This is a genomic window from Seminibacterium arietis, assembly GCF_042675725.1.
GTDB classification, from domain to species: Bacteria; Pseudomonadota; Gammaproteobacteria; order Enterobacterales; family Pasteurellaceae; genus Seminibacterium; species Seminibacterium arietis.
The window spans coordinates 46,473-72,187 of sequence record NZ_JBHTJN010000028.1 but is presented as its reverse complement, the minus strand read 5'-3'; the positions used below and the strand labels follow the sequence as shown (position 1 = coordinate 72,187).

22 protein-coding genes and 1 tRNA gene are annotated in these 25,715 nt (G+C 34.9%); 8 read left to right on the top strand and 15 right to left on the bottom strand.

What is annotated here, in order from left to right; genetic code table 11:
- Positions 1–4 precede the first annotated feature (4 nt).
- Positions 5–913 (top strand): 1,4-dihydroxy-2-naphthoate polyprenyltransferase, encoded by a 909-nt coding sequence (locus ACFQ02_RS09240; protein WP_380822159.1) that lies wholly within the window; start codon positions 5–7, stop codon positions 911–913.
- Positions 914–959: 46 nt separating this feature from the next.
- Positions 960–1,451: a ribonuclease E activity regulator RraA gene (gene rraA / locus ACFQ02_RS09235; protein ID WP_380822156.1), complete on the top strand. Its 492-nt coding sequence runs from the start codon at positions 960–962 to the stop codon at positions 1,449–1,451.
- Positions 1,452–1,862: 411 nt separating this feature from the next.
- On the opposite strand, the gene bamC is transcribed toward rraA, so the two are convergent.
- Entirely contained in the window at positions 1,863–2,501 is a 639-nt protein-coding gene (gene bamC / locus ACFQ02_RS09230) for an outer membrane protein assembly factor BamC (protein ID WP_380822153.1), read from the bottom strand.
- A gap of 100 nt (positions 2,502–2,601) precedes the next feature.
- On the bottom strand, positions 2,602–3,498 hold the full coding sequence (gene dapA, locus ACFQ02_RS09225; protein ID WP_380822150.1) for a 4-hydroxy-tetrahydrodipicolinate synthase: 897 nt from the start codon (positions 3,496–3,498) through the stop codon (positions 2,602–2,604).
- A gap of 135 nt (positions 3,499–3,633) precedes the next feature.
- On the opposite strand from dapA, the gene bcp reads away from it, so the two are divergent.
- Positions 3,634–4,104: a thioredoxin-dependent thiol peroxidase gene (gene bcp, locus ACFQ02_RS09220; RefSeq protein WP_380822147.1), complete on the top strand. Its 471-nt coding sequence runs from the start codon at positions 3,634–3,636 to the stop codon at positions 4,102–4,104.
- A 138-nt stretch (positions 4,105–4,242) separates the two neighbouring features.
- Here bcp and glpQ read toward each other — a convergent pair whose 3' ends face one another.
- Together glpQ and glpT are read right to left on the bottom strand one after the other, a co-directional pair.
- Positions 4,243–5,337, bottom strand: coding sequence for a glycerophosphodiester phosphodiesterase (glpQ, locus tag ACFQ02_RS09215; RefSeq protein ID WP_380822144.1), 1,095 nt, complete (start codon positions 5,335–5,337; stop codon positions 4,243–4,245).
- A gap of 115 nt (positions 5,338–5,452) precedes the next feature.
- Complete coding sequence (gene glpT, locus ACFQ02_RS09210) at positions 5,453–6,898, bottom strand: glycerol-3-phosphate transporter (protein WP_380822141.1); 1,446 nt, start codon at positions 6,896–6,898, stop codon at positions 5,453–5,455.
- 321 nt (positions 6,899–7,219) lie between these two features.
- On the opposite strand from glpT, the gene glpA reads away from it, so the two are divergent.
- The 3 genes from glpA to glpC are packed head-to-tail and all read left to right on the top strand — an operon-like array spanning position 7,220 to position 11,468.
- Positions 7,220–8,908: an anaerobic glycerol-3-phosphate dehydrogenase subunit A gene (glpA, locus tag ACFQ02_RS09205; protein WP_380822138.1), complete on the top strand. Its 1,689-nt coding sequence runs from the start codon at positions 7,220–7,222 to the stop codon at positions 8,906–8,908.
- Positions 8,898–10,187: a glycerol-3-phosphate dehydrogenase subunit GlpB gene (gene glpB / locus ACFQ02_RS09200; RefSeq protein ID WP_380822135.1), complete on the top strand. Its 1,290-nt coding sequence runs from the start codon at positions 8,898–8,900 to the stop codon at positions 10,185–10,187. Before glpA ends, glpB begins: the two co-directional genes overlap by 11 nt.
- Positions 10,188–10,196: 9 nt before the next feature.
- The gene (gene glpC, locus ACFQ02_RS09195) at positions 10,197–11,468 is read left to right on the top strand and encodes an anaerobic glycerol-3-phosphate dehydrogenase subunit GlpC (protein WP_380822132.1); all 1,272 of its coding nucleotides are present in this window, start codon (positions 10,197–10,199) and stop codon (positions 11,466–11,468) included.
- Between the two features lie 74 nt (positions 11,469–11,542).
- On the opposite strand, the gene ACFQ02_RS09190 is transcribed toward glpC, so the two are convergent.
- Together ACFQ02_RS09190 and ACFQ02_RS09185 are read right to left on the bottom strand one after the other, a co-directional pair.
- Entirely contained in the window at positions 11,543–12,301 is a 759-nt protein-coding gene (locus ACFQ02_RS09190; RefSeq protein WP_380822129.1) for a DeoR/GlpR family transcriptional regulator, read from the bottom strand.
- A 64-nt stretch (positions 12,302–12,365) separates the two neighbouring features.
- Positions 12,366–13,229, bottom strand: a complete 864-nt coding sequence (locus ACFQ02_RS09185; RefSeq protein ID WP_380822126.1) for a rhomboid family intramembrane serine protease — start codon at positions 13,227–13,229, stop codon at positions 12,366–12,368.
- Between the two features lie 61 nt (positions 13,230–13,290).
- Between ACFQ02_RS09185 and ACFQ02_RS09180 the strand changes: the two genes are divergently transcribed.
- Positions 13,291–13,605 carry a DUF5389 domain-containing protein gene (locus ACFQ02_RS09180; protein ID WP_380822123.1) on the top strand — a complete coding sequence of 105 codons (315 nt, stop codon included), beginning with the start codon at positions 13,291–13,293 and terminating at the stop codon, positions 13,603–13,605.
- 168 nt (positions 13,606–13,773) lie between these two features.
- On the opposite strand, the gene ACFQ02_RS09175 is transcribed toward ACFQ02_RS09180, so the two are convergent.
- Together ACFQ02_RS09175 and rne are read right to left on the bottom strand one after the other, a co-directional pair.
- A tRNA-Ser gene (locus ACFQ02_RS09175) sits at positions 13,774–13,863 on the bottom strand.
- Positions 13,864–14,017: 154 nt separating this feature from the next.
- The gene (rne, locus tag ACFQ02_RS09170; RefSeq protein ID WP_380822120.1) at positions 14,018–16,993 is read right to left on the bottom strand and encodes a ribonuclease E; all 2,976 of its coding nucleotides are present in this window, start codon (positions 16,991–16,993) and stop codon (positions 14,018–14,020) included.
- A gap of 402 nt (positions 16,994–17,395) precedes the next feature.
- Between rne and rluC the strand changes: the two genes are divergently transcribed.
- Positions 17,396–18,370 (top strand): 23S rRNA pseudouridine(955/2504/2580) synthase RluC, encoded by a 975-nt coding sequence (gene rluC, locus ACFQ02_RS09165; RefSeq protein ID WP_380822118.1) that lies wholly within the window; start codon positions 17,396–17,398, stop codon positions 18,368–18,370.
- Positions 18,371–18,477: 107 nt separating this feature from the next.
- Here rluC and lipA read toward each other — a convergent pair whose 3' ends face one another.
- From lipA to mrdA, 7 genes are all read right to left on the bottom strand, one after another.
- Complete coding sequence (gene lipA / locus ACFQ02_RS09160) at positions 18,478–19,440, bottom strand: lipoyl synthase (RefSeq protein ID WP_380822116.1); 963 nt, start codon at positions 19,438–19,440, stop codon at positions 18,478–18,480.
- Between the two features lie 29 nt (positions 19,441–19,469).
- Entirely contained in the window at positions 19,470–20,123 is a 654-nt protein-coding gene (gene lipB, locus ACFQ02_RS09155; RefSeq protein ID WP_380822113.1) for a lipoyl(octanoyl) transferase LipB, read from the bottom strand.
- A complete protein-coding gene (ybeD, locus tag ACFQ02_RS09150; RefSeq protein WP_380822110.1) occupies positions 20,124–20,417 on the bottom strand; it encodes a DUF493 family protein YbeD in 294 nt (97 codons plus the stop codon).
- A gap of 70 nt (positions 20,418–20,487) precedes the next feature.
- Entirely contained in the window at positions 20,488–21,675 is a 1,188-nt protein-coding gene (locus ACFQ02_RS09145; protein ID WP_380822107.1) for a serine hydrolase, read from the bottom strand.
- A 22-nt stretch (positions 21,676–21,697) separates the two neighbouring features.
- Positions 21,698–22,612, bottom strand: coding sequence for a septal ring lytic transglycosylase RlpA family protein (locus tag ACFQ02_RS09140; RefSeq protein ID WP_380822104.1), 915 nt, complete (start codon positions 22,610–22,612; stop codon positions 21,698–21,700).
- A 1-nt stretch (position 22,613) separates the two neighbouring features.
- Positions 22,614–23,732 carry a rod shape-determining protein RodA gene (gene rodA, locus ACFQ02_RS09135; protein WP_380822192.1) on the bottom strand — a complete coding sequence of 373 codons (1,119 nt, stop codon included), beginning with the start codon at positions 23,730–23,732 and terminating at the stop codon, positions 22,614–22,616.
- Positions 23,732–25,702, bottom strand: coding sequence for a penicillin-binding protein 2 (gene mrdA / locus ACFQ02_RS09130; protein WP_380822101.1), 1,971 nt, complete (start codon positions 25,700–25,702; stop codon positions 23,732–23,734). Before mrdA ends, rodA begins: the two co-directional genes overlap by 1 nt.
- Between the last annotated feature and the right edge of the window lie 13 nt (positions 25,703–25,715).

The following is a 25,715-nucleotide window of genomic DNA, read 5'->3' as shown; positions in this document are numbered from 1 at the left end:
AAATATGAAAAAAAAAGCATTTAAAATGTGGTTAGAAACAGCGAGACCTAAAACTCTTCCTCTTGCTACTGCCTCAATTATCACAGGCTCAGCTTTAGCTTATTGGGCTGGTCATTTTAATTGGATAGTAGCTTTCTTCTGCTTAATGACAACTTTATCACTACAAATTTTATCAAATTTTGCTAATGATTATGGCGACTATCAGAAAGGAGCTGATACCGCTGAAAGAATTGGTCCGCTACGAGGTATCCAACAAGGGGGAATTAGTGTACAACAGCTTAAAAAAAGCTTAATTTTACTTGTATTAACTAGTATTCTATCAGGATGTTTACTGCTTGCCACAGCCTATGAAAGCTTAACTGATTTACTAGTATTCACTTTTTTAGGAATTATTGCTATTGTTGCAGCAATTACTTATACCGTAGGAAAAAAACCTTACGGATACTTGGGGTTAGGCGATGTTTCCGTATTAATTTTTTTTGGCTTATTGGGAGTTTGTGGTACTTACTATTTACAAGTCCATCAATGGTGTAATTCAATTTTTTTACCCGCACTTGCAACTGGATTGCTAGCAGCAGCCGTGTTGAATGTTAATAATTTACGCGATCTTTCACAAGATAAAAAAGCAGGGAAAAATACTTTAGTTGTTCGCTTGGGTGAATATAAAGCACGTCTTTATCACTGTGCATTATTACTAATTGCGGCCCTTTGTTATCTATCTTTCAGTATCATCCATTTTGATAATTGGATTGGCTTTATTTTTATTGTATCCTATCCTCTACTAGCCAAACATGCTCTATTTGTTTATCGTAACAAGGATCCTTTATTGCTACGCCCTATGCTAGCTCAAATGTCATTACTAGCACTTTTAACAAATTTACTATTTAGCTTAGGCTTGCTTGTTAGCAAATAAGGCATATACTAGAAGAAAATTTTCAACTCAAAAAGAAGGTAGCCCTATGTACATCGATACTTCAGAACTCTGTGACATTTATCTTGATCAAGTTGATGTTGTTGAGCCTATTTTTTCAAGTTTTGGCGGATTAAGTTCCTTTTATGGAAAAGTCACGACAATAAAATGTTTTGAGAATAACGGATTAATTGCCGATATTTTAGAGGAAAATGGTGAAGGTCGCGTATTATTAATCGATGGGGGTGGAGCTGTCCGCCGTGCTTTAATTGATGCTGAACTAGCTCGTTTAGCAGCAGATAATGGATGGGAAGGTATTATTGTATATGGTGCTATTCGTCAGTTACAAGAATTAGAGAATATTGATATTGGTATTCATGCTCTTGCTCCTATTCCCGTTGCTGCAGATAATAATCAAACAGGCGAAACAGATATACCAGTCAATTTTGGGGGTGTCACTTTTTTCCCAGAAGATTATGTTTATGCTGACTTAACTGGAATTATCCTTTCTCAAGAACCGTTGGAACTTAACTTAGAATAAAGAAAATATTAATTTTATTTCTTTATATTTCAATGCGTTGGCTATCTCAACATATTTCTAATGGCTGTATTCCGTATTTTTACAGCCTTTTCTATATCTGTTTTACAAAAAAGTCTTTACAAAGTTAGGGAATAGAGATGAATTTATTCGTTGCGTAGTCATATTTAAAATTTAATGACCGCACTTTTTACTGTGCGGCTATTTTGATTTGTTTAAATTAGTTGCAGGTTTTTACTATTTGAGTTGTATTTTTGTATGTGCTTGACGAAAACATCTATATTTCAATCTTGTTGATTAAGAAAAAATTTTATCGACCACTTGGACTACCTAAATGTCAAGTTTGATTATAACAAACTTTTCATTTTAACTAAGTGGTCTTTATTTTTAAGTTGAGGTCTATTCAGTTAGAGACTACAACCCACTTAAATCCTGCTGTTGCTTAAGATAAGTAGAATTTAATTCACCTATAAGGTGGTTTAATAATTCTGAAGTATATCGTTGTTTTTCTGACAAATCAGCTTTAGAAATAATATCTCCTCGTTTTATTTGAAAAATAGAAATAAATAAAGCACTCGCCTGCTTAGTTTCTACTTGTTCAATTTGGTATCGGATTTGGATATCTTCTATACTATCACTACGCTCTATTTTAGACCAATTAGTTATGATTTTCCCTTTTTCTGCAGTAAAATCAATACGTTGCTCAGTCAGCAATCGTTCAATTTGTTTCAAATTATATACATCACGCAAAGAAAGTGGATAAGCAATTAATGCTCTCTCACCATCAAATTGAGCAATAGATTTATCAATAATAGGGATAGGTTCCACTGGTGGACGAATATCTATTTGATATTTGTGATCTTGTTTTATCTGAGGTATACGGTATGTTTGATTAGAGACAGGTAGATTAAGTCCCCCTGTTTCTAATGTAGAAAATGTAGGTAAATTAGAATTGCTATCACTGAAACCATCATTTGGTTTTTTATTTTGATAATCACTAGAACAACCCATTAATACTACTAATAATATATTAATAGTTAACCATTTTTTCATAAATACACCTTAATATTTCAACACACAAGCTAAATAAAACAATCAAAAACTTAACGTTTAGGATCGATCTTTATTATCAATCCTAATCGTTATAGGTATATTATAATAACCCTGCTATTTTTAAAGCTTGTTCTACTTTAGGTTGAGCTTCTTTGCTCAATACAGTTAACGGTAAACGTAAATTAAGTTCTGGAATTAACCCTAATCTGTGACATGCCCATTTTACTGGAATTGGGTTAGATTCAATAAAAAGTCCTTTGTGTAGTGCCATTAGGCGTTGATTGATAACTTCCGCCTCATCAAATTTACCAGCTAATGCAAGATTACACATTTTCGCCATGTCGGCTGCTGCAATATTATTAGTAACAGAAATGACTCCTTCACCACCAGCTCTCATACTATCTAAGCCTGTAGCATCGTCCCCACTTAATACGATAAAATCATCCCCTGCAAGTTGTTTAATTTTTTGTACTCTACTTACATCACCAGATGCTTCTTTGATCGCAACAATATTTTTAATTTTTGCTAAACGAGCAACCGTTTCAGGCAACATATCTGTAACGGTACGACCTGGTACATTATATAAAATTTGCGGTAAATCTGTACATTGTGCTATAGCTTTAAAATGCTGATACAACCCTTCTTGAGTAGGCTTATTATAGTAAGGAACAACAGATAAACATCCTGCTACTCCACTGCCATTTAGTAACTTAGTCATCGTTATAGCTTCTGATGTTGCATTCGCCCCCGCACCCGCAATAACAGGAATGCGTCCAGCAGCAAACTCAACAGCTTTTAATATCGTTTTTACATTTTCTTCGATGCTTAAAGTTGCAGATTCTCCAGTAGTTCCCACAGAAACAATCGCATGTGTACCTGCTTCAATATGATGCTCAATTAACTTCTGCATAGCATCTAAATCTACATCACCGTGTCTATTGATTGGAGTAACCATTGCCGTAATACTACCGTAAAACAAAGGACTTTTTGCAGCCATAAAAACCTCCTAGCTATTTTTTTATTTATGTTGGGTCTGCTTGATTCATTCCGTTTAAGATCGCTAAAATAGGATCAATTTGCAAGTAATTTTTTTAATTTTCACGAAATAAATAAAATTTCTAAGGAGTTTTAATTGGATACATTAAAATCAGGTCAAAAAGCACCGCACTTTTCATTATTAGATCAACAAAATAAACAAGTATCACTCAGTGATTTCAAAGGTAAAAAAGTATTAATTTATTTTTACCCTAAAGCTCTTACGCCAGGATGCACAATGCAAGCTTGTAATTTGCAAGAAAGCAAAACAGAATTAGAAAAATCAGGTGTAGTTATTATTGGAATCAGCCCTGATAATCCACAAAAATTAGCTAATTTTGCAATCAAGAAAAACCTTAGTTTCACCTTATTATCCGATGAGGATCACAAAGTAGCTGAAAAATTCGGTGTTTGGGGCGAAAAGAAATTTATGGGGCGTGTCTTTAACGGTATCCATCGTATCAGCTTTTTGATCGATGAAAATGGAGCAATCGAAAAAGTCTTTGATAAATTTAAAACAACTAATCATCATAAAATAGTTTTAGACTACTTAAAAAATAACGAATAATCTAAATAAAAAGACTTTTGAAAAGAAACTTAAAATGAGTCAATAAAATAATATTTAGTTTTACTATTTAACCTTATATCTCCGCTCTAAAAGACGAAGATATAAGGTATTTGTTAAGTAATAATATTACAATAATGATTATTTATTTGCTTTAATTTTTAAGTAATTGACTCCAGTATCAGGGAAGTCTGTAAACACACCTGTAGCACCGCCCTTAAATAAAGCTTCATACATCTGATCTACATTACTAAAAAAGTCTGGTAAAGCATCTTTACGCACAGTATAAGGATGAACTTCTAATTTGTGTTTAGCTAACTCTTTAGCTAATGTTGTATAGACTACTGCATTTGGCTTAGATTTTTCTTTATCTATCATCATGTACCAACCTGGTCCAACACCATCTGCATATTTTGCAATTTCTTCTACGGCACCTTGTTTAAACATCCAATCATAGTCATAATTAACCCACTTCCCTTGTGCATCTTTTTCTTGCGTTTCCCCCCAATCTGAATAGGCAACGAGCTGTACTAATTTCAAGTCCATGCCCATCTGTGGTAGTAATTTTTCTTTAATGCGTTTTAATTCGTTAAAATCGAAAGTCTGTAAATAAACTAAATCATCTTTTTGTGTATAACCGTATTTTTTCAATACTTTCAAAGTGGCAAGAGCTATATCTTTTCCTTCTTGATGATGTAACCAAGGAGCCTTGATTTCAGGATATATTCCAATCTTCTTACCTGTAGATTTCTCTAGACCTTGAATAAATTCTAATTCATCTTCAAAGGTATGAATACGGAAGTGAGATTTCCAAAGAGGGAAACGGTTAGGATAAACTTGAACTTGTTTACCATTTTCTACACTAAAATTTTCAGTCATTTCTAATGATTGAATCTCTTTTAGAGTAAAGTCAACTACATAATAACGTCCATCTTTTCTATGACGATTTGGGAATTTTTTCGCTACATCTGTTAATCCATCTAAAAAATGATCGTGAATTACGATTAAATGATTATCTTTAGTCATTGCTAGATCTTGTTCCAAATAATCTGCTTTTTGACCAAAAGCAAGTGCTTTACTTTCTAATGTATGTTCAGGTAAGTAACCACTTGCTCCTCGATGAGCAATAATGATTTTATCCTGTAAATTAACATTATTTGATTCAGCCTGTGTAGAACAGCCAGAAAGTGTTGCCACCACCAAGGCTACTGCACAAAAAGGAATAGCTAATTTCATGATATTCTCCTTAAATAGAAATAAAATTGATAGTAGAAGTGCGGTCAAATTTCTGTAAATTTCAACCTCTAATCAAGAAAAAGGAAAGATAGTTTCCTATCTTTCCTTTTTACTGTTATTTACCGTAATGGTCGTTTAGTCTTGCTTTATGCTTACCTTCTTCAATCATCGTGATAAACATGAGCAACACTGCTAACACACCACCTGCGATCATGACATAGAAGCCACCATCCCAACCATAGTACTCAGCTGCCCAACCAACAACCGCTGATGCTGATACTGTACCACCTAAGTAACCAAATAAGCCCGTAAAACCTGCTGATGTACCTGCTGCTTTTTTCGGTGCAAGCTCAAGTGCATGTAAACCAATTAACATAACTGGACCGTAAATCAGGAACCCAACGGTAGTCATTAAAATAAAGTCAGTTAATTGATATGGGTTTTGATACCATGCTTTTCCTGCATATTGTGCTAATTCATGTTCTGGTGTTGCTGGATTCATCCATAATGCGATTACTGCTAAAGTAGTTAAAATCATAAAAATAAAACCAGTCAGCCCTCGTTTACCTTTGAATACTTTATCAGAAACCCATCCACATAATAATGTACCAGGCACAGCTGCTAATTCATAAATAGTATAAGCCCAAGCAGTACCTTTAATGTTAAAATGCTTCACCTCTCCCAAATATACTGGAGACCATTTTAAAACACCATAACGGATTAAATAAACAAACACGTTAGCAATAGCGATATACCATAACAATCTATTTTTTAGGACATAAGTAACAAAAATTTCTTTAGTACTTAAATTATTTTCATAAGTTTTTTCGTTGTAATCATCTGGATAGTCATTTCGCCATTTCTCAATTGCTGGTAATCCACAAGATTGTGGTGTATCTTTCATCACAAAATAAACAGGAATAGCACAAATCATTGCTGCAATACCAGGAAAATAAAGTGCTTGTTGCCATACATCTTTTGCAGTCGCATGTACACCATATTCACTAAAATAAATTGCACTTGCTAACAACACCATTAATCCTGGTACCATACCACCTATATTGTGAGCACAGTTCCAAATAGAAACTATTGTTCCACGTTCAGATTTAGACCACCAATGAACCATTGTACGCCCACAAGGAGGCCAGCCCATACCTTGAAACCAGCCGTTCAAGAAGATCATAACAAACATCACAGCAATACCAGAAGTTGCCCACGGCATCAATCCCATCATTGTCATGCATAAACCAGACAATAACAAACCGAAAGGTAAGAAAACTCTCGGGTTTGAGCGATCTGACATTCCTGCCATCACAAACTTAGATAAGCCATATGCCAAACCAGCACCAGTACCGATAATTCCTAATTCTGCTTTATTATATAAACCCGCCTCAATTAACCCTTTTTGTGCTAAGTCAAAGTTTGCACGCACAAAGTAATAAGCAGCATAACCAAAAAAGATTCCCATAAAAACTTGCCAACGCAAACGTTTATAGGTCGGATCAATTTTTTCTTTTGGCAGCTCCGCAATAAAGGGAGCTGGTTTAAAAGGACCAAACATAATTTGTTCTCCAATAATTTAGTTAAGTAGTACAACAAATTCGCTATTTTTATCTTATAAATACAACAAATGCTCTTTTAAGAAAGAGTAAAAATATAATAACGATTATTTTGAATATAAAAAGTATAAATAATTCATATTGTGATGAATATCACAGATTTTTTCTTTTTATTACTCTAATGAAAATAAAATAGTGATCTATATCACATAAATTAACAATAAATCGCTCATTTTATTTTCTAAAACGAGCATTTGACGTATCATATGACTAATATATTTCGTTTATAACATCTTTTCGTTTTATAGAGTGGGGAAAATACTATGTCTGTTTCAGCTTTATATCGCTATGAAGATTTTCCGCCAGTTAATACTGATGTCATAATCATCGGTGGAGGTGCAACGGGTGCTGGTATTGCTCGAGACTGTGCATTACGTGGTATTAATTGTATCTTAATAGAACGCCGTGATATTGCTACAGGGGCAACTGGTCGAAATCACGGTTTATTACATAGTGGTGCGAGATACGCTGTCAATGACAAAGAGTCTGCGGAAGAATGCATCCAAGAAAATATGATCTTAAAACGCATTGCACGCCACTGCGTAGAAGACACTAAAGGTCTTTTTATTACTCTTCCAGAAGATGATCTGAATTATCAAAAAACTTTTATTGATTCTTGTCAAGCCGCAGGAATTGAGGCTGTGGCAATTGAACCCGATCTAGCTAAATATATTGAACCCTCAGTAAATCCAGACTTAGTGGGGGCTGTTGTTGTGCCTGATGGCTCAATAGATCCTTTTCGCCTAACTGCCGCAAATATGATTGATGCTCGTGAGCATGGTGCAAAAATCTTTACTTATTGTGAAGTCAAAGAATTAATTCAAGAGGGTGGTCGCATAATTGGCACAAAAGTCTACGATATTAAGAATAAAATCTACCGCTCTTTTTTTGCACCTATAGTAATTAATGCGGGTGGAATTTGGGGACAAGGAATCGCAGAATATGCTGGTTTAAAAATTAAAATGTTTCCTGCTAAAGGAGCATTACTAGTGATGGGACATCGTATCAATAATTTAGTCATTAACCGCTGCCGTAAACCTGCTGATGCCGATATTTTAGTTCCAGGAGATACTATTTGCGTTATTGGTACAACTTCTGATCGAATCCCCTATGACCAAATAGATAATATGATCGTAACTCCCGAAGAAGTCGATATTCTATTTCGTGAAGGGGAAAAACTTGCACCAAGCTTACGCCATACTCGTGTATTGAGAGCTTACGCTGGGGTACGTCCATTAGTGGCTAGCAATGATGATCCTTCAGGGCGAAATGTTAGTCGAGGTATTGTTTTATTAGATCACGCTGAACGAGATGGCCTTGATGGTTTTATTACTATTACAGGCGGAAAATTGATGACATATCGTTTAATGGCTGAATGGGCTACTGATTTAGTTTGCAAAAAACTCAATAAAGAAGCTAAATGCATTACTGCTGAACAGGCACTACCTGGTTCAGATATAGAAATGGATAAAAAAGCGAAGGATGCTATTATTTCGTTACCTAAACCAATTCAAATTTCTGCGATTTATCGCCATGGTCAGCGAGCTGCTCGTTTGTTGAAAAAAGAACGTTTAGATAGTTCTTTAGTTTGCGAGTGTGAAGCTGTAACTGTTGGTGAAGTTCGATATGCTGTTAATGAATTAAAAGTAAATAATTTAGTTGACTTACGTCGTCGGACTCGTGTGGGTATGGGGACTTGTCAAGCTGAACTTTGTGCCTGTAGGGCAGCAGGATTAATGTCTCGTTTCAAAGTCGCTACACCTCGTCAATCTATAATACAATTATCTTCTTTTATGGAAGAAAGGTGGCGTGGAATTGAGCCTATTGCATGGGGCGATGCAGTCCGAGAAGCAGAATTTTCAAGCTGGATTTATTACAGTTTATTAGGGTTAAACACTGTTCAACCATTAACTGAACAAGTACAAAAAGGAACAGATAGCAATGAATTTTGATGTAGTGATTATTGGTGGTGGACTAGCTGGGCTAACCTGTGGTATTGCCCTACAACAACGAGGTAAACGATGTGCAGTAATTAATAATGGACAATCAGCAATTAATTTTTCATCAGGCTCTATGGATTTATTAGGCAAGTTACCAAATGGTGAAACCGTAGATAGTTTTATAAATTCCTATGATGAATTAGCTGAGCAATTACCACAACATCCTTATTGTTTACTTGGAAAAGAAAAAGTTTTAAGCAAAGCAGCTCAATTTGAGCAACTAGCATTGGAAATGGATTTAGGGTTAATAGGAAGTCTCGCACAAAATCACCTACGAGTAACACCTTTGGGTGGATTGCAACACACATGGTTATCAGCAAATAGCGTGCCGACTTTAGGATTAACTGAAGAGAAATTTCCTCACAAGCACATCGCAGTGTTAGGAATTGAAAGTTATCATGATTTTCAACCGCACTTATTAGCAGAAAATCTAAAACAAAATCATCAATTTACACATTGCGAAGTAACAACAGCATTGCTATCAATTCCTAAACTAGATCAATTGCGTGAAAATTCTAGAGAATTTCGTAGCATTAATATTTCTCAATTGTTAGAACATAGATTAGAACGCAGAGAACTTATTAATGAAATCAAGCAGGTTGCAAAAGGGGCTGATTGTATTTTCTTACCCGCTTGCTTCGGATTAGATGATCAAAAATTTGTCAATCAATTAAAACAAGATACGGGGTTAAATTTATACGAGTTACCAACTTTACCGCCTTCATTACTAGGCATCCGTCAACATAAACAGCTACTACGCTATTTTCAATCTTTAGGTGGTTTGATGTTGAATGGTGACAAAGCGATTAAAGCCGTTATTGAAAATAATCAAGTTAAACAAATTTTTACTCAATTACATCAAGAGCATGGTATCCAAGCGGATAATTTTGTATTGTCCTCAGGAAGCTTTTTTAGCAATGGATTAGCATCTTCTTTTGAACGTATTTTTGAACCTCTTTTTGATGCTGATATTACAGGTAATAATGAAAATTTTAAATCGTATGATCGGTTAACTTGGACAACTAGTAAATTCGCCTCTCCACAACCTTATCAATCTGCTGGTATTGCCATCAACAACTTTTGTCAAGTACAAAAGAGCGGTCAAATTTTGCAAAATTTATATGCGGCAGGTAACGTAATCGGTGGTTATAACGCACTTGAATTGGGCTGTGGTTCAGGTGTTTCTATAGTTACTGCACTTTGTGTAGCAGACAATATTCTGAATCAATAAGGAGGAGCTATGAATATTCAGCAACTTATTGAAAATGCAAAACAAAATGTAGGCACTTCAATAGAAACAGAATTTCAAGATAGCAGTTTTGAGAGTTGTATCAAATGTACAGCTTGTACTTCTGTTTGTCCTGTGTCGCGACAAAATCCGCTTTACCCAGGCCCTAAACAAGCAGGTCCAGATGGGGAACGTCTGCGGTTAAAAAGTGCAAAATTGTACGATGAAGCTTTAAAATACTGCATTAACTGCAAACGTTGTGAAGTAGCCTGCCCATCTGATGTGAAAATTGGAGACATTATTGTACGAGCAAGAAACAAACACCTTGACCAACAGCATAAGTCTCTGAACCACAAATTGCGTGATGCAATTTTAAGTAATACAGATATTATGGGCAAAATGAACACTCCTTTTGCCCCAGTTGTAAATGCAATCACTCGACTAAAAGTCTCTCGTTTTCTATTAGAAAAAACACTAAATATCAGTCAGCATCGTAGTTTACCAAAATACAGCTTCGGGTCTTTCCGTCAATGGTATAAAAAACACGCATTAGAAAAACAAATTTATTTTCGTGATAAAGTCGCATACTATCATGGCTGTTATGTGAACTATAATAATCCATCACTAGGACAAGATTTAATTAAAGTACTGAATGCCATAGATATTGGTGTTGTGTTACTGGAGAAAGAAAGATGTTGTGGTTTACCATTAATGGTTAATGGCTTTCCAAAACGAGCTAAAAAACAGGCTATGTTTAATATTCAACAAATTGAAAAGATCATTGTAGAACGAGAATTAGATATTGTAGGCACTTCATCGAGTTGCACAATGAATCTGCGTGATGAATATCATCACATTTTAGGCATGGATAATGTGAAAATCCGACCGCACATCAGTATTATTACTAAATATTTATATCAACAATTCAAACAAGGGAAAATCCCACAGTTTAAATCTATGCCATTACGGATTGCTTATCATACTGCTTGTCATGTAGAAAAAGCAGGATGGAGTCTTTATACGCTATCATTGTTAAAACATATCCCAAATTTAGAAGTGACTATTTTGCCTTCACAATGTTGTGGTATTGCAGGTACTTACGGATTTAAATCTGAGAATTATGAAACATCACAAGCTATTGGAAAAACACTATTTAATCATATCGAACAGGGAAATTTTGACTTCGTAATTTCCGAATGTGAAACCTGTAAATGGCAAATTGATATGTCGACTAGTAAAACCTGTTTGCACCCTGTGACGTTGTTAGCAATGGCTCTCAAATAAAGTAATCAGAATTCACATTGATCTTTGAAAGTTGTGCCATTTAAATGACACAACTTTTTAGTTTAAATAATAAACTAACGACAAATATGTAATTTCACATTACTAGAATGAATAAGATTACTAATTTGTTCAGGAGGAATGCTATCAGTGAATAAGTATTCTACTTCACTCAATGATCCCAAATGAACCATTGCCCGACGAGAAAATTTAGAATGATCTGTGACTAAAATAGTATTTCTCGAACTCTCTATAATCGCACGCTTCACTTGTACTTCATGGTAATCATAATCTAATAGAGAGCCATCAAGATCAATGCTACTTATTCCTAAAATACCGAAATCTAAGCGAAACTGACCAATAAATGCAATTGTAGCTTCGCCAATAATTCCCCCATCTTGTCTTAATGAACCGCCAGCCATAGTTATATCAAAAGTATTATTCTGCATTAAAATATAAGCTGCATTTAAATTATTAGTGACAATCCTTAAGTTTTGATGCTCTAACAATTCTGTAGCCACTGCTTCTGGGGTTGAACCAATATCAATAAACAATGAAGAACCATTAGGAATAATCTTCGCCACTTCTTTACCAATCAACTGTTTTTCAGACGAAAAAAAATGACGGCGTTCTCGATAATCACTGTTCTCAGAGGAAGAAGGCGAAGCTGCACCACCATGGTGACGAGTAATTAGATTATTCTCCGCTAACTCATTCAAATCACGACGAATGGTTTGAGGACTCACTTTCAACAAAGTAACTAATTCCTCTGTACTCAAGTAGCCTTTTTGTTTAACTAACTCTGTAATTTTTTTATGACGCAAAGATTGTTTCATAAAATTTTCCTAAACTAAATTTTATTGCTAAACAGAGTTACTTTAGCTCATTTCAATTAAAAAATCATCTTCTACTATTTAATTTTAACTCAAAAATAGCGAATAAACACCCAATCAGCACGCCGACTATATGAGCAGTATTTCCCATATAAATATCAATCACGGGAGCAATAAAACCAACAACAATTCCTACCCAAAGCATAGTAAAGAAGCCTTGTGGTAAATCAAAAACTTTTTGTACAGAAAATTTATCTCTAACGAAAACATATCCTAATACACCATACACTACGCCTGATAGCCCAAAAAATGCAGGTCCTGAAACAACATTCTGACTAAATCCTGTCACAAGTGCGGTACAAAAAAACAAAAAAATCAATTTTAATGAACCACAATATTTTTCAATTGCACTGCCAAAGATCCACCACCAAATCAAATTAAATAAAAAGTGCCAAACTGAAAGATGCACTAACGCATGACTAATATAACGCCAATATTGTTGTGATTCATTTTCTGTTGGATAATGCAATAAACTAAAAATTTCTTGATCAAATCCAAATAATTGTAATGTGAAAATCAATGTACAAAGTGCGGTTATAAAAACAGTAAATTTTCTTTTGCCCATTTCTTTACTTATCCGAAATACAGGCAGTTTTGACCAAATTTCATTCGAAAAAGTTGGTTCTATATTACCGTTACTCCAAGAAACATCGTTATAACGTTCATTAAAAGGATCTTTCATAAAAATTTCCAATTCTCGCTTAATATCTTCAAGCAAAGGATGATCTTCTTCAATAAAAATGCCTGTTAATGGAAATCCCATTTCATCAATATAATCCTGTAAAGTGAGTTCAACTTTGTATTTCGCTCGAACTAAATCACGGAACTTTACTAGTAAAATAGGGATTTCACTACCAAATAATCTCTTCATTTGTTATATTTTCCATCTAAAAACAACGCTTCATTCTACTCAAAAAAAGATAAGGATAAAAATGAAAAAACAAAATATACCACAAGGGTTTAGTGCTTTCACTTGGGCATTAGCTGGATTTTGCACTCCAATTTTACTTTGGCCATTAGCCCTACTAATTTCACCAAACTTACTAAAGAATCCTAATTTAACTGAAACTCAAGTAAGCCTTATGTCAATTTTTCTATGGGGATACCCACTTGCTTTAGCAATTATTGCTCGGTTGCTATATAAACGTCACCAGCACCAGAAAAAATCCGCTAAAATATTACTCATCATAAGTGCGGTCATTTTTTATTTAATTTTAATTTATGTTGCAATGGTAGGATTTAATTAATTTCAAAATACAATATTTTCTAGAAAATATTAGCCTAAAGAATCACAATGAAATTATATTAACGTGATATAGCATTAAATTATACTTGGATTAATCAAATTTTTAATGCTCAGAAAGCAAAAAACCGTAGGTTACCTATAAAGATAATCCACGGTTTCTAATAGAAACTGGCGGAGGAAGTGAGATTCGAACTCACGGAGGGCGTAAACCCTCGCCGGTTTTCAAGACCGGTGCCTTCAACCACTCGACCATTCCTCCGTGATTTAGACTTGGTGAATGATACGGATTTTAATTATTGAAGTCAAGTAAGAAAAAGTGATTTTATAACGATTGCTTTCTTTTAAATCAATTTAAGAAATTAGCACAATAAACCTGATGAAATAGACCATTCCATCAGATTTATTAGCATTATTTAATCAATAGTTATTTTAGTAGCTTCCGAATAAACATGACTAATTGCATTATGATGACCGCCAGATCCTTTTCCATAGAAATAATAACGAGATTCCTTCCATTCAGTAATAGGATAAAGTCCAGCTCCATCAATTGCTTTTGCTAAAGTCATCTCTGAAGTAGTATGAATTACTGCAGAAATTGTCCCTAAGCGTCCATCAAAAACATAATCACGCTCTGTATCGGACATAATTTTAATGTTATCAACAGACCTCGACAAAGGCTCTACCCACGGAGTATTTTCTGTAAGAATTTCTGTTTTTTCAGATTCATTAAACGATAAACTTTGATTTGTATTAAGACGTTCTAAAGATTTCTGTAATTTTTTCTCAACTGATGAATTAGCTGGCTGAGTCACAAAATCAGTTAATAACTTAGTCTCATTTGTACTCTCAACAATAAGCTCGCTTGCAGGAACAACTATAGGAGATTGCTCTATTTTTGCAGTTTGTTGTTGCAACAATTCATCAACAGATAAAAAAGTATTAGATTTCGTAGTATTTGTTACTTTAGTACGACTAATCCAAACTTTACCGCTGGCAAGTTCAGGAGAAGCTACAGCAGCAAACAATGGCATCGAAGACACTTCTTGACGACGACGCTGATTATTCACACGCAAATGACGTGGCAAACGACGAGGGCGATTTTCACGAAGTTTTTGCGGTGACATTTCAACTACCGAGTTATCCTCTACTATTTCATTTTTTACTGAATTACTTTCGTTTACTTGTTCAGGTTCTGGTTGTTTTTGAGCATCTAAAACTGGCTGAGATTTAGTGTTTTTCTCTGAGTTATCAAGTAGTTTTGTAGGTTTAACATCAACAAGTATTGATTTATTTCCCTCAATATCAACTACTGTATTAACAACAGTTTGATCAGCCAATAATTTTTCTGCTACTTCTTCTTTAGGTACGGAAGTAACATTCTCTGATTGATTAACACGGACTTTCTTACGTAAATCACGTCGTTGGCGACGCTGCTGAGAAGCTGGCTGTGTTGCAGGTTGTTCAAAAGACTGAGCCACTACATCATGTTTTCCAACTTCTGCATTATTTTTTCTTTGCCGTTTATTACGTTGTTCATTACGTAAATTATTTTCATTTGTATCTTTATTATTCGTATTTGCTACATCAGTATTACGTCGATTCGAATTACGTCGTTCTTGATGACGGCGATTACGATTATTCTTTTTACTACTGGTTGGCACTTCTTCCTTAGTTTTTGGTAAAATCCACTCCCTGACTTTTACGATGATACGAGATAACAGTGATTTTTTTTCAACTTTGCTTATTGGCATAGGTGCTGGTGTACTAATAGCCAACGAAACAGCGGCATTTTCCACCGCACTTTCTGGAATTTCACTAGTTTCTTGATTACGATTAATCAGTGAATCCTCTGAAATACTACTATTTTCTTCACTATCGTGTAATTTAGCCAAATTATAACTTAGTTCATTAGTATCTTCTCCCTCACGAACTCTCAGTACACTAAATTGTGGTGTCTGCATAGTTTCATTCGGTGCAACAACAATATCAACATTATGTCGTTTCTCAATACCTTGAATTGCTTTACGTTTTTCATTTAATAAATAAGAAGCGATCTGTACTGGTACGATAGTCTGTACTTGTTTAGTATTTTCTTTTATTGCTTCTTCTTCCAGTAAACGCAAAATAGAAAGAGAAAGAGATTCATTATCACGAATTTTGCCAGTACCTTGACAACGCGGACACACATGATGGCTAGATTCGCCTAAAGATGGACTTAATCGCTGACGAGACATTTCTAACAAGCCAAAACGAGAGATCCGACTGATTTGAATCCTTGCACGATCTTGACGAACTGCATCACGCATCCGATTTTCTACTTCTCGTTGATGTCTAATAGGTGTCATATCAATAAAATCAATGACAATTAGTCCCCCTAAGTCACGTAAACGCAGTTGGCGAGCAATTTCATCTGCCGCTTCAAGATTAGTGTTCAGTGCTGTTTCTTCAATATCACCGCCTCTAGTTGAGCGAGCCGAATTTATATCAATTGCTGTAAGGGCCTCTGTGACATCAATTACAATAGATCCACCTGATGGCAACCGCACTTCTCGCTGAAATGCCGATTCAATTTGGGACTCAATTTGGTAATGACTGAAGAGCGGAACTTCACCTTGATAAAGTTTTACACGATGAATAAAATCTGGACGCACCAATTTAATATGAGCTTTGGCTTTTTCATAAATTTTCGGGCTATCAATTAAAATCTCACCAATATCTCGACGTAAATAATCACGAATTGCTCGAACAATAACATCACTTTCCTGATGAATTAAAAATGGTGCGGGGCGACTTTCAGATGCTTGTTTTATGGCTTCCCAATGATGTAAAAGGACTTTTAAATCCCATTGCAATTCTTCTGGTGATTTACCCACACCAGCCGTACGAACAATTAGTCCCACTCCATCTGGAACATCTAAAGAGCTTAATGCTTCTTTTAATTCTAAACGTTCTTCACCTTCAATACGACGGGAAATACCACCAGCTCGAGGATTATTTGGCATTATCACTAGATAACTACCAGCAAGAGAAACAAAAGTTGTTAGTGCAGCACCCTTATTACCGCGTTCTTCCTTGTTGACCTGAACGATAACTTCTTGTCCTTCAGTAAGGATATCTCGAATATTTGGGCGACCTTGAAAAACATAATCTTCGGGAAAATATTCACGTGCTATTTCTTTCAAAGGAAGAAATCCATGTCGATCAGAACCATAATCGACAAAGGCTGCTTCAAGACTTGGCTCAACACGAGTAATTCGTCCTTTGTAAATATTTGCTTTCTTTTGTTCATGTCCTGGACTTTCAATATCCAGATCAAACAAACGTTGCCCATCTACTAGAGCAACTCGCAACTCTTCTTTTTGAGTCGCATTAATTAACATTCTTTTCATTAAAAAATTTCTCTTCTTTTCATTATAATTTTGATAAAAACTACCGCACTTAGCTTCACAATTAAACTCATGCCTGTCGAAAAAAGTCTGCCTCTCGGCTGTCTGTTATAAAATGGAGCAACTGTGTTACCTTTCCAAACCATACTAAAAAGGAAGTTGGTAAAACAAAGTCAGATAAATATGAATTTGCAAGCTTAGTGGTATTATCAGTTAAAATTTTATGAATTATTAATGTCTTATGCCATATGCCGCATTAAATTCCACATATTAAATTTTTGAGAAATTAACCACTCAAAAATACCCTTTATTATCTAATGATACTTTGCCTTTGGCAAGGTAAATTGATCAATTTTGTGCTATGATTGACATATAAAAATATCTGTAATTAAAAGATGAAGCCAAATGACTAAAAGATGCGATGAAAAAACAATCTCTACTAATGTGCAATTAGTTACGATTAATGATGAACAAGTGGGACAGAGAATTGATAACTTTTTATTGACCAAATTAAAAGGCGTTCCTAAAAGTTTAATTTATCGTATTATTCGTAAAGGTGAGGTTCGAGTTAACAAGGGGAGAATTAAGGCTGAATATAAACTACAAAATAACGACATAGTTCGCATTCCTCCTGTACGTATTACTGAAAAAAATCAACCAGTTTTGTCAAAAAAGCTGAATAAAGTGTCTCAATTGGAACAGCAAATCATTTTTGAAGACGATTATTTACTAGTACTAAACAAGCCCTCTGGTATAGCAGTACATGGTGGTAGCGGAGTAGATTTTGGAGTGATTGAAGCTTTGCGAGTGTTGCGTCCTGAAGCACGTTTTTTAGAACTCGTTCATCGTTTGGATCGTGATACATCTGGTATTCTATTGATAGCCAAAAAACGTTCAGCTTTACGCCATCTACATCAGCAATTACGTGAAAAAACGATACAAAAAAATTATTTAGCTTTAGTAAGAGGTCAATGGCAACCTCATTGTAAAGTTGTCAAAGCACCTTTATTAAAAAATGAATTATCTGGCGGTGAACGGTTCGTAAAAGTAAGTGAAAATGGCAAACCATCAGAGACTCACTTTGCTATTAATGAAAAATATCAAAATGCGACCCTCGTAAAAGCTTCTCCTGTAACAGGAAGAACCCATCAAATCCGTGTGCATGCTCAGCATGCGGGTCATCCTATTGCGATGGATAGCAAATACGGTGATAAACATTTTGATCAACAGATGAGTTTACTCGGGCTTAGTAGACTGTTCTTGCATGCCCATTCAATCTATTTAGAACATCCCAAAACTGGGGAAATGCTACACTTACAGGCTCCATTAGAAAAAAAATTGAAAGAGATACTATCATTATTACGAGAGCATAAAAAGTAGAAAATATTAAAATACATTCCGTTATGATCGCTAATCCCAATAATTTTTCAAAAAACAACCGCACTAACTAAGAAGTGCGGTTGTTTTTATACGAAAACATTAAGTCATTACTTAACTAATCCGCCACTAGCTTGTAGATCAGCATGATAAGAAGAGCGAACAAACGGTCCACAGGCAGCATGTTCAAATCCCATTTGTTGAGCTTTATTACGAAACTGATCAAATTCTTCAGGGGGAACATAACGGGAAACAGGCAAATGATGTCGACTCGGTTGTAAATATTGTCCTAGTGTTAACATAGTTACTCCGTTATTACGCAAGTCCTGCATCACAGTTAAAATTTCTTCGTTAGTTTCACCAAGTCCTACCATTAAACCAGACTTAGTTGGAATATGTGGAAACATCACTTTAAATTCACGTAATAATTTCAACGACCATTCATAATCAGCTCCAGGTCGAATTTGACGATATAAGCGTGGTACATTTTCTAAGTTATGATTGAATACATCTGGTGGATTAGATTTTAATTTTTCTAAAGCCTGCTCAATACGCCCACGAAAATCAGGTACTAAAATTTCAATTTTAATATTAGGATTTAATTTACGAATCTCCGCTACACAATCAGCAAAATGACCTGCACCACGATCAGGTAAATCGTCACGGTCAACAGAAGTAATCACAACATAACGCAAGTTCATATCTTGAATAGTTTCTGCTAATTTTCTAGGTTCTTCAGGATCTGGAGGTAATGGTTTACCATGAGCCACATCACAGAATGGACAACGACGAGTACAAATCGCCCCTAATATCATAAAAGTTGCAGTACCGTGATTAAAGCACTCATGCAAATTAGGACAAGAAGCTTCTTCACATACTGAGTGCAATCCATGCCGTCTCATTCCATTTTTTATATCATTAATTCTTGCCGAATTCGCAGGCAATTTAATTTTCATCCATGACGGTTTTTTTAATAACTCCTGATTAGGATCTATATTTTTTACAGGAATAATTGAAGTCTTAGCGGCATCACGATATTTTACACCGCGTTCCATTTTAAAAGGAGTTGTCATTATTTTTACACTATTTTATTTAACACTTGTTAATAAGTTGTTATTTTATTATAGCCTAATATTCGCGTAAAGTATGTAACTAATTTTGCTGAAACTAAACTACATTTAGCTTGATCTTTCGTAATAAAATCAGCTAACTGACACATTTCAAGTCCCGCATAGCCACAGGGATTTATAATTGAGAAGGGTGAAAGATCCATTTGAATATTTAATGCTAAACCGTGAAAAGAACAACCTTTACGGATTCGTAAACCAAGCGAACAAATTTTTTTATCCCCTACATATACACCTGGTGCTTCAGGTTTTGAACAGCTCCTGATACCATAATCCGACAACGTTTGGACAACGGTCTGTTCAAGTGCTGTCACTAACTGCCGAACGCTGAGTTCTTTTCGTTGTAACTTAAACCGTTTTACATCAATTAGCACATACATAATTTGCTGACCAAGACCATGATAAGTAATCTGTCCCCCACGATCTGATTTCAGTACAGGGATACTTGTATTTTGCAATAAATGTTCAGGTTTACCTGCCACTCCCTGCGTAAATATAGAAGGATGCTCCACTAACCAGATTTCATCCACAGTATCCTTGTCACGATTATCAGTAAAATTTTGCATTGCATGCCAAATTTCTTGATAATCACGAACGCCTAATTGACGAACAATAACTTCAAAATCCATTTAAAGCACCATTTTCACACCATCAATTTTTGCCAACTCCACATAAAGGATTTCAACCTGCTCAATATTTTCCGCAATAATATCCACTGAAACAGAATTATATGTGCCTTTTGAACTAATATTTTGGCGTGGATTATAATCTCCTTTAGCGTATTTTTGAATTACCAAAAGAGTATCATCTATCAATCCATCACGATTTTTCCCAACAACTTTGAAAGTAAAAGCACAAGGAAATTTCAATAAGTCTTTTAATTTCTGTTGAGGAATTTCGTCTAGTTTTACTATTTTTTCCATTCTACATTTCCAATATTCAGCAAACTCAAACCGCACTTTAAAGTGCGGTTAATTTTAATCAATTTCAAGTTCAATTAAAGAAATTTTTTACTGTTAAGACTAACCAATCCCAAGCTTTACCAAAAAAACTGCCTTCTTTAACATCATTCATGGCTTGCAAATTAATATCAGCGATCGTTTTGCCATCTAGTTGGTAAATTACTTTTCCAACTGTTTGTCCTTTAGTTAAAGGTGCTTCCAAATATTTATTTTCTAGTTCATAACGAGCTTTTACATCAGCTTGGCGACCTTTTGGCAAAGTAATAAAAGCATCTTGCAGCACACCTAGCTCAACTTTGCTACTGTCACCATAATACACTTTTTGTTCCAAAACTATTTTACCCGCTTCCAATGCTTTAAAAGTATCAAAATTTGCAAATCCCCATTGTAATAATTTCTTACTTTCAATTTCACGTCCTTTATAAGTTGGCACGCCCATTACTACAGAAATTAATCTCATGTTATCTTTATTAACTGCCGAAGCCACTAAATTATAGCCTGCCTTATCTGTATGACCCGTTTTCATGCCGTCAACATGAATTGTTTTGTCCCATAATAATCCATTACGATTTGGCTGTTTAATTTTATTAAAAGTAAATTCTTTTTCTGCATAAATTTTATATTCATCAGGTAAATCACGAATAATATGAGAACCAATGATTGCCATATCCCGTGCTGAAGAATACTGTCCTTCGCTATCTAGACCATGTACAGTTTCAAAATGAGTATTTTTCAAATTAAAATCAGCGACATATCTATTCATCGTATCAATAAAATTTTTCTCTGATCCTGCAATATACTCAGCCATTGCAACACAAGCGTCATTACCAGATACGATAACAATTCCTCGATGTAAATCTGCTACAGAAACCTGCTGATTTAGATTCAAAAACATCTTAGATGAACCTGGGAAATTTTTCCCCCAAGCACTCTCTCCAACCGTCACAATATCAGAATTATTAATTTTTCCTTGCTTTAAAGCATCACCGATCACGTAACTAGTCATCATTTTGGTCAGTGATGCTGGATATTGACGCTGATCTGGATTTAATGCTGCCAACACCGTTCCAGAATGATAATCCATTAAAATATAAGTTTGAGCATTTAATTGTGGCGTGCTAATACTATGTTGAATCTCTTCTGCCATTAAGTTAGTAGGTAATATCAACATTGAACTTATCAATGCTAATTTTGTTTTTCTGTAAACTTGTTTAAACATAATACTTCCCAGTTATTTAACTTTAATTAAAAACAAACACAATAACCTGTGCTGATCTATCAATTTGTCTAAGCTGTAATTTTAATTGATTAGCTTGTTCTTTGCTCATGATTTGACTGAAATAAACATCATATTTCTTACCTCTTTGTATAATTTCAGTCTGAATTTGATTAAGTTTCAACTGACTAATCATATTTTCTGCTTGTTTCTTACTATCTAAGTTCATCAAATGCACTCTATAGTGGTAAACTTTTTCTGTACCATTAGCATTATTTTTAACTGTTGCTTCTTGACTGTTCGTTAAATTTTTCAAGTCAAGTCTTTGTTTAGCATCATTATTTTTTGCATATTTTGCTAATACTCTTGCTGCTGGACCTGAAATTTTCCCTGTCGGATGAATATGTAAAATTTCTAACCGCACTTTTCCAATCCCTTTACCAATAATACCAATTTCTCTCGCTGCAACTTTGGAAAGATCAATAATACGATCCTTAACAAAAGGTCCCCTATCGTTAATTCGCACAATTACTTTCCGCCCATTTCTTAAATTAGTAACAAGGACATATGAATTATGTGGCAAGGTTTTATGAGCCGCAGTAAAAGCATTCTGATTATGACGCTCACCAGAAGAATTTTTTCTACCATTGAATCTATTATGATAATAGCTCGCAATACCTTCTTGAGTAAAATTTTTTACTTCTTTTGCTGTTTTAGTATAGTAAACAACACCTTTGATTTTATAACTATAAGATTTGTTGCCTACTTTCATGTAAATTAACGGATGCCCTGCAATACCGTACAACTTTTGTGGTTCGACTTTTGCTTGTACAGAAAGTCCCAGCCCCATTAGTGCAAATGATAGCAATACTCGATAGAAAACTTTCCATATGGTCCCATTCCGCTTTGCTGTGACATTATTAAATAAAATTTGTTCCATATTATTTAGTTCCCTTGAAAAAATGCTCTTTATGAGTATGAATGGACATAATCAATCCAAACCCAGCCATTAGAGTAACAAAAGAAGTCCCACCATAACTAAACAACGGTAGTGGAACACCAACTACTGGTAAAATACCACTTACCATCCCAATATTAACAAACACATAAACAAAAAATATTAAAGTCAATGCACCAACTAAAATTCGACCAAACGCAGTTTGAGCATTAACGCCAATAATTAATCCTCTTGCAACAATAAATAAATAAATTGCCATCAGCACACAAAAACCAATCATGCCATGTTCTTCACTTAACACAGCAAAAATGAAATCAGTATGAGGTTCAGGTAAAAACTCTAGCTGTGATTGTGTCCCTAGCATCCAACCTTTTCCCCATAATCCCCCTGATCCGATTGCGATTTTAGACTGTAAAATATGATACCCTGCTCCAAGAGGATCTTTTTCAGGATCAAGTAATGTTAATACCCTTGTTCGTTGATAATCATGCATCAAATAAAACCACATAATAGGAGCAAATCCCGCTAAAAGAACACCTGCTGCTAAAATCAACCACCAACTCATACCCGCAAGAAATACCACAAATAACCCTGATGAGCTTACTAAAATAGCAGTTCCTAAATCAGGCTGAATAGCGACTAGTAGGGTTGGCACAACAATAAGTAATAAAGCAATAAAAGTTTCTTTTAACTTTGGTGGTAATGCCCGTTTTCCTAAGTACATTGCTACTAGTAACGGTACAGCAAGTTTCACTATTTCAGAAGGTTGAAAACGGATTACGCCTAAATCAAGCCAACGCTGGGCACCTTTGCTAGTTGTACCAATCAAATCAACTAAGATTAGTAAAATAATTCCTACACCAAATATATAAGGTGCAATTCGTTGATAAAAACGAGGTGATAACTGAGCCATTACAAACATCGTAATAAATCCTAGCACTACTTGAATCAAACGATTACGGAACATAACTTCATTTGCTCCTGAAGCACTATATAGTACAATCAACCCATAAATAGAAATCACGACCAAGCCAATGAACAAAAGCAAATCAATATGCAATCGTAACCATAAAGAATGCCATAGATTTTTTTTCTCTTCTATCACTGCAATTCTCCTTTTGGTCTTGATTGTGATTGTTGTATAGTAGAATTTTCTACCGCACTTTTTGACATATTTTCTAACTGTGACACTTGAGGCAAACGTTCGTTCAAATAATAATCCATAATACTCCGTACAACAGGTCCAGCATTGCTACCTCCTCCGCCTGCATTCTCTAGAATTACTACTACAATGAGTTTAGGATTTTCGTAAGGAGCATAAGCAATAAACCATGCATGATCATGTAGTTCTTTTACTAAATTTCCTGCGTCGTAGTTTTGATTTTCTTTCAAACTAAAAACTTGAGCAGTACCAGATTTTCCAGCCACATGATAATTAGTCCCTATAAAAGGTTTTCTTGCTGTGCCGTTGGAAGCATTAATTACATTATACATACCTTGTTTAGCTACATTCCAATAGCTTTGCTTTGGTTCTACAATATCTTCATACAATAATGGATCTTTATAAGGAATAGCTGTTGAACCTTCTATTGATTTCATGAGGTGAGGCGTATTTACTTTACCATTATTTACTAATATTGCTAAAGCTTTTGCTACTTGTAATGGTGTCGCAACCCAGTATCCTTGTCCAATGCCAACTGAAATTGTGTCACCTTGTAGCCAAGGCTTTTTATGGCGTTTTTGTTTCCACTCTCTACTTGGCATAATACCATCTGTTTCTTCTTGAATATCAATCCCCGTCGACAGCCCAAAGCCAAATTTTTTCATCCAACCAGATAAACGATCAATTCCCATGTTGTATGCAAGCTGGTAAAAATAAGTATCTGATGATTCTGCGATAGCTTTATTTAAATCCGTATAACCATGTCCAACTCTTTTCCAATCTCGGAAACGTTTAGTAGAATTTGGTAAAACCCAATAACCTGGATCAAATACAGTTGTAGATGGCGTGATAATCTTTTCTTGTAGTCCTGCTACAGCAATAAATGGCTTCACTGTAGATGCTGGAGGATAAGCACCTTGCGTAACTCGACTATATAGTGGACGATTGGGATCATTTAATAAACGTTTATAATCTTGGCTAGAGATACCCCCAACAAATAAATTGTTATCATAACTTGGTACAGAAAGCATTGCTAAAATACTACTATCTTTTGGATCTAACACAACTACTGCACCTTTACGATCACCAAGTAAATTCATAATATAACGTTGTAATTCAAGATCAATTGTTAAATGAATACTTTTACCTGCAATCGCTGGCTGTTCTCGTAATTTTCGAATGACCTTACCTCGATTATTTACTTCTACTTCTTCAAACCCTACTGTACCATGCAATTGTTCTTCGTAATAACGCTCAATACCAAGCTTTCCAATATCATGTGTACCTGCATAATTAGCAAATTTTTCTTCCTTTTTTAACTTTTCTACATCTCTATCATTAATTTTTGCTACATAACCCAAAATATGTGTAAGAGATTCTCCATATAGATAGTGACGTTTAAAATAAGGTTTCACTTCAATGCTAGGGAATCGATGCTGATTAACTGCAAAACGAGCTATTTGTTTCTCTGTCAGATCGGCTTTCAATAAAATTGAAGTATAACGGGAAGAACGACGTCGCTCTTTTTTAAAGTTTTCAATATCTTCTTGAGTCAACCCAACAACATTAACTAACTCTTCAAAAGTGCGGGCTAAATTTTCTACTTTCTCAGGTACAATATAAAGACCAAAAAAAGTAAGGTTCTCCGCTAACAATTTGCCGTAACGATCATAAATCAATCCACGTGTAGGAGGTAGTGGCAATAATTTAATACGATTTCCATTAGAACGAGTTCGATAACCATCAAAATTAGTCACTTGCAAGTGATAAAGATTAGTAAATAAAATTGTCGATAATCCTAATACTCCCAAAAAAGAAATTAATGCCCGTCGTGCGAATAAATTGCGTTCTGCTTTTTTATCTCGAATAGGCTCATGACTAGGTTGTGACAACCATTTTCTTAAATTCATTAACTCTCTCTTT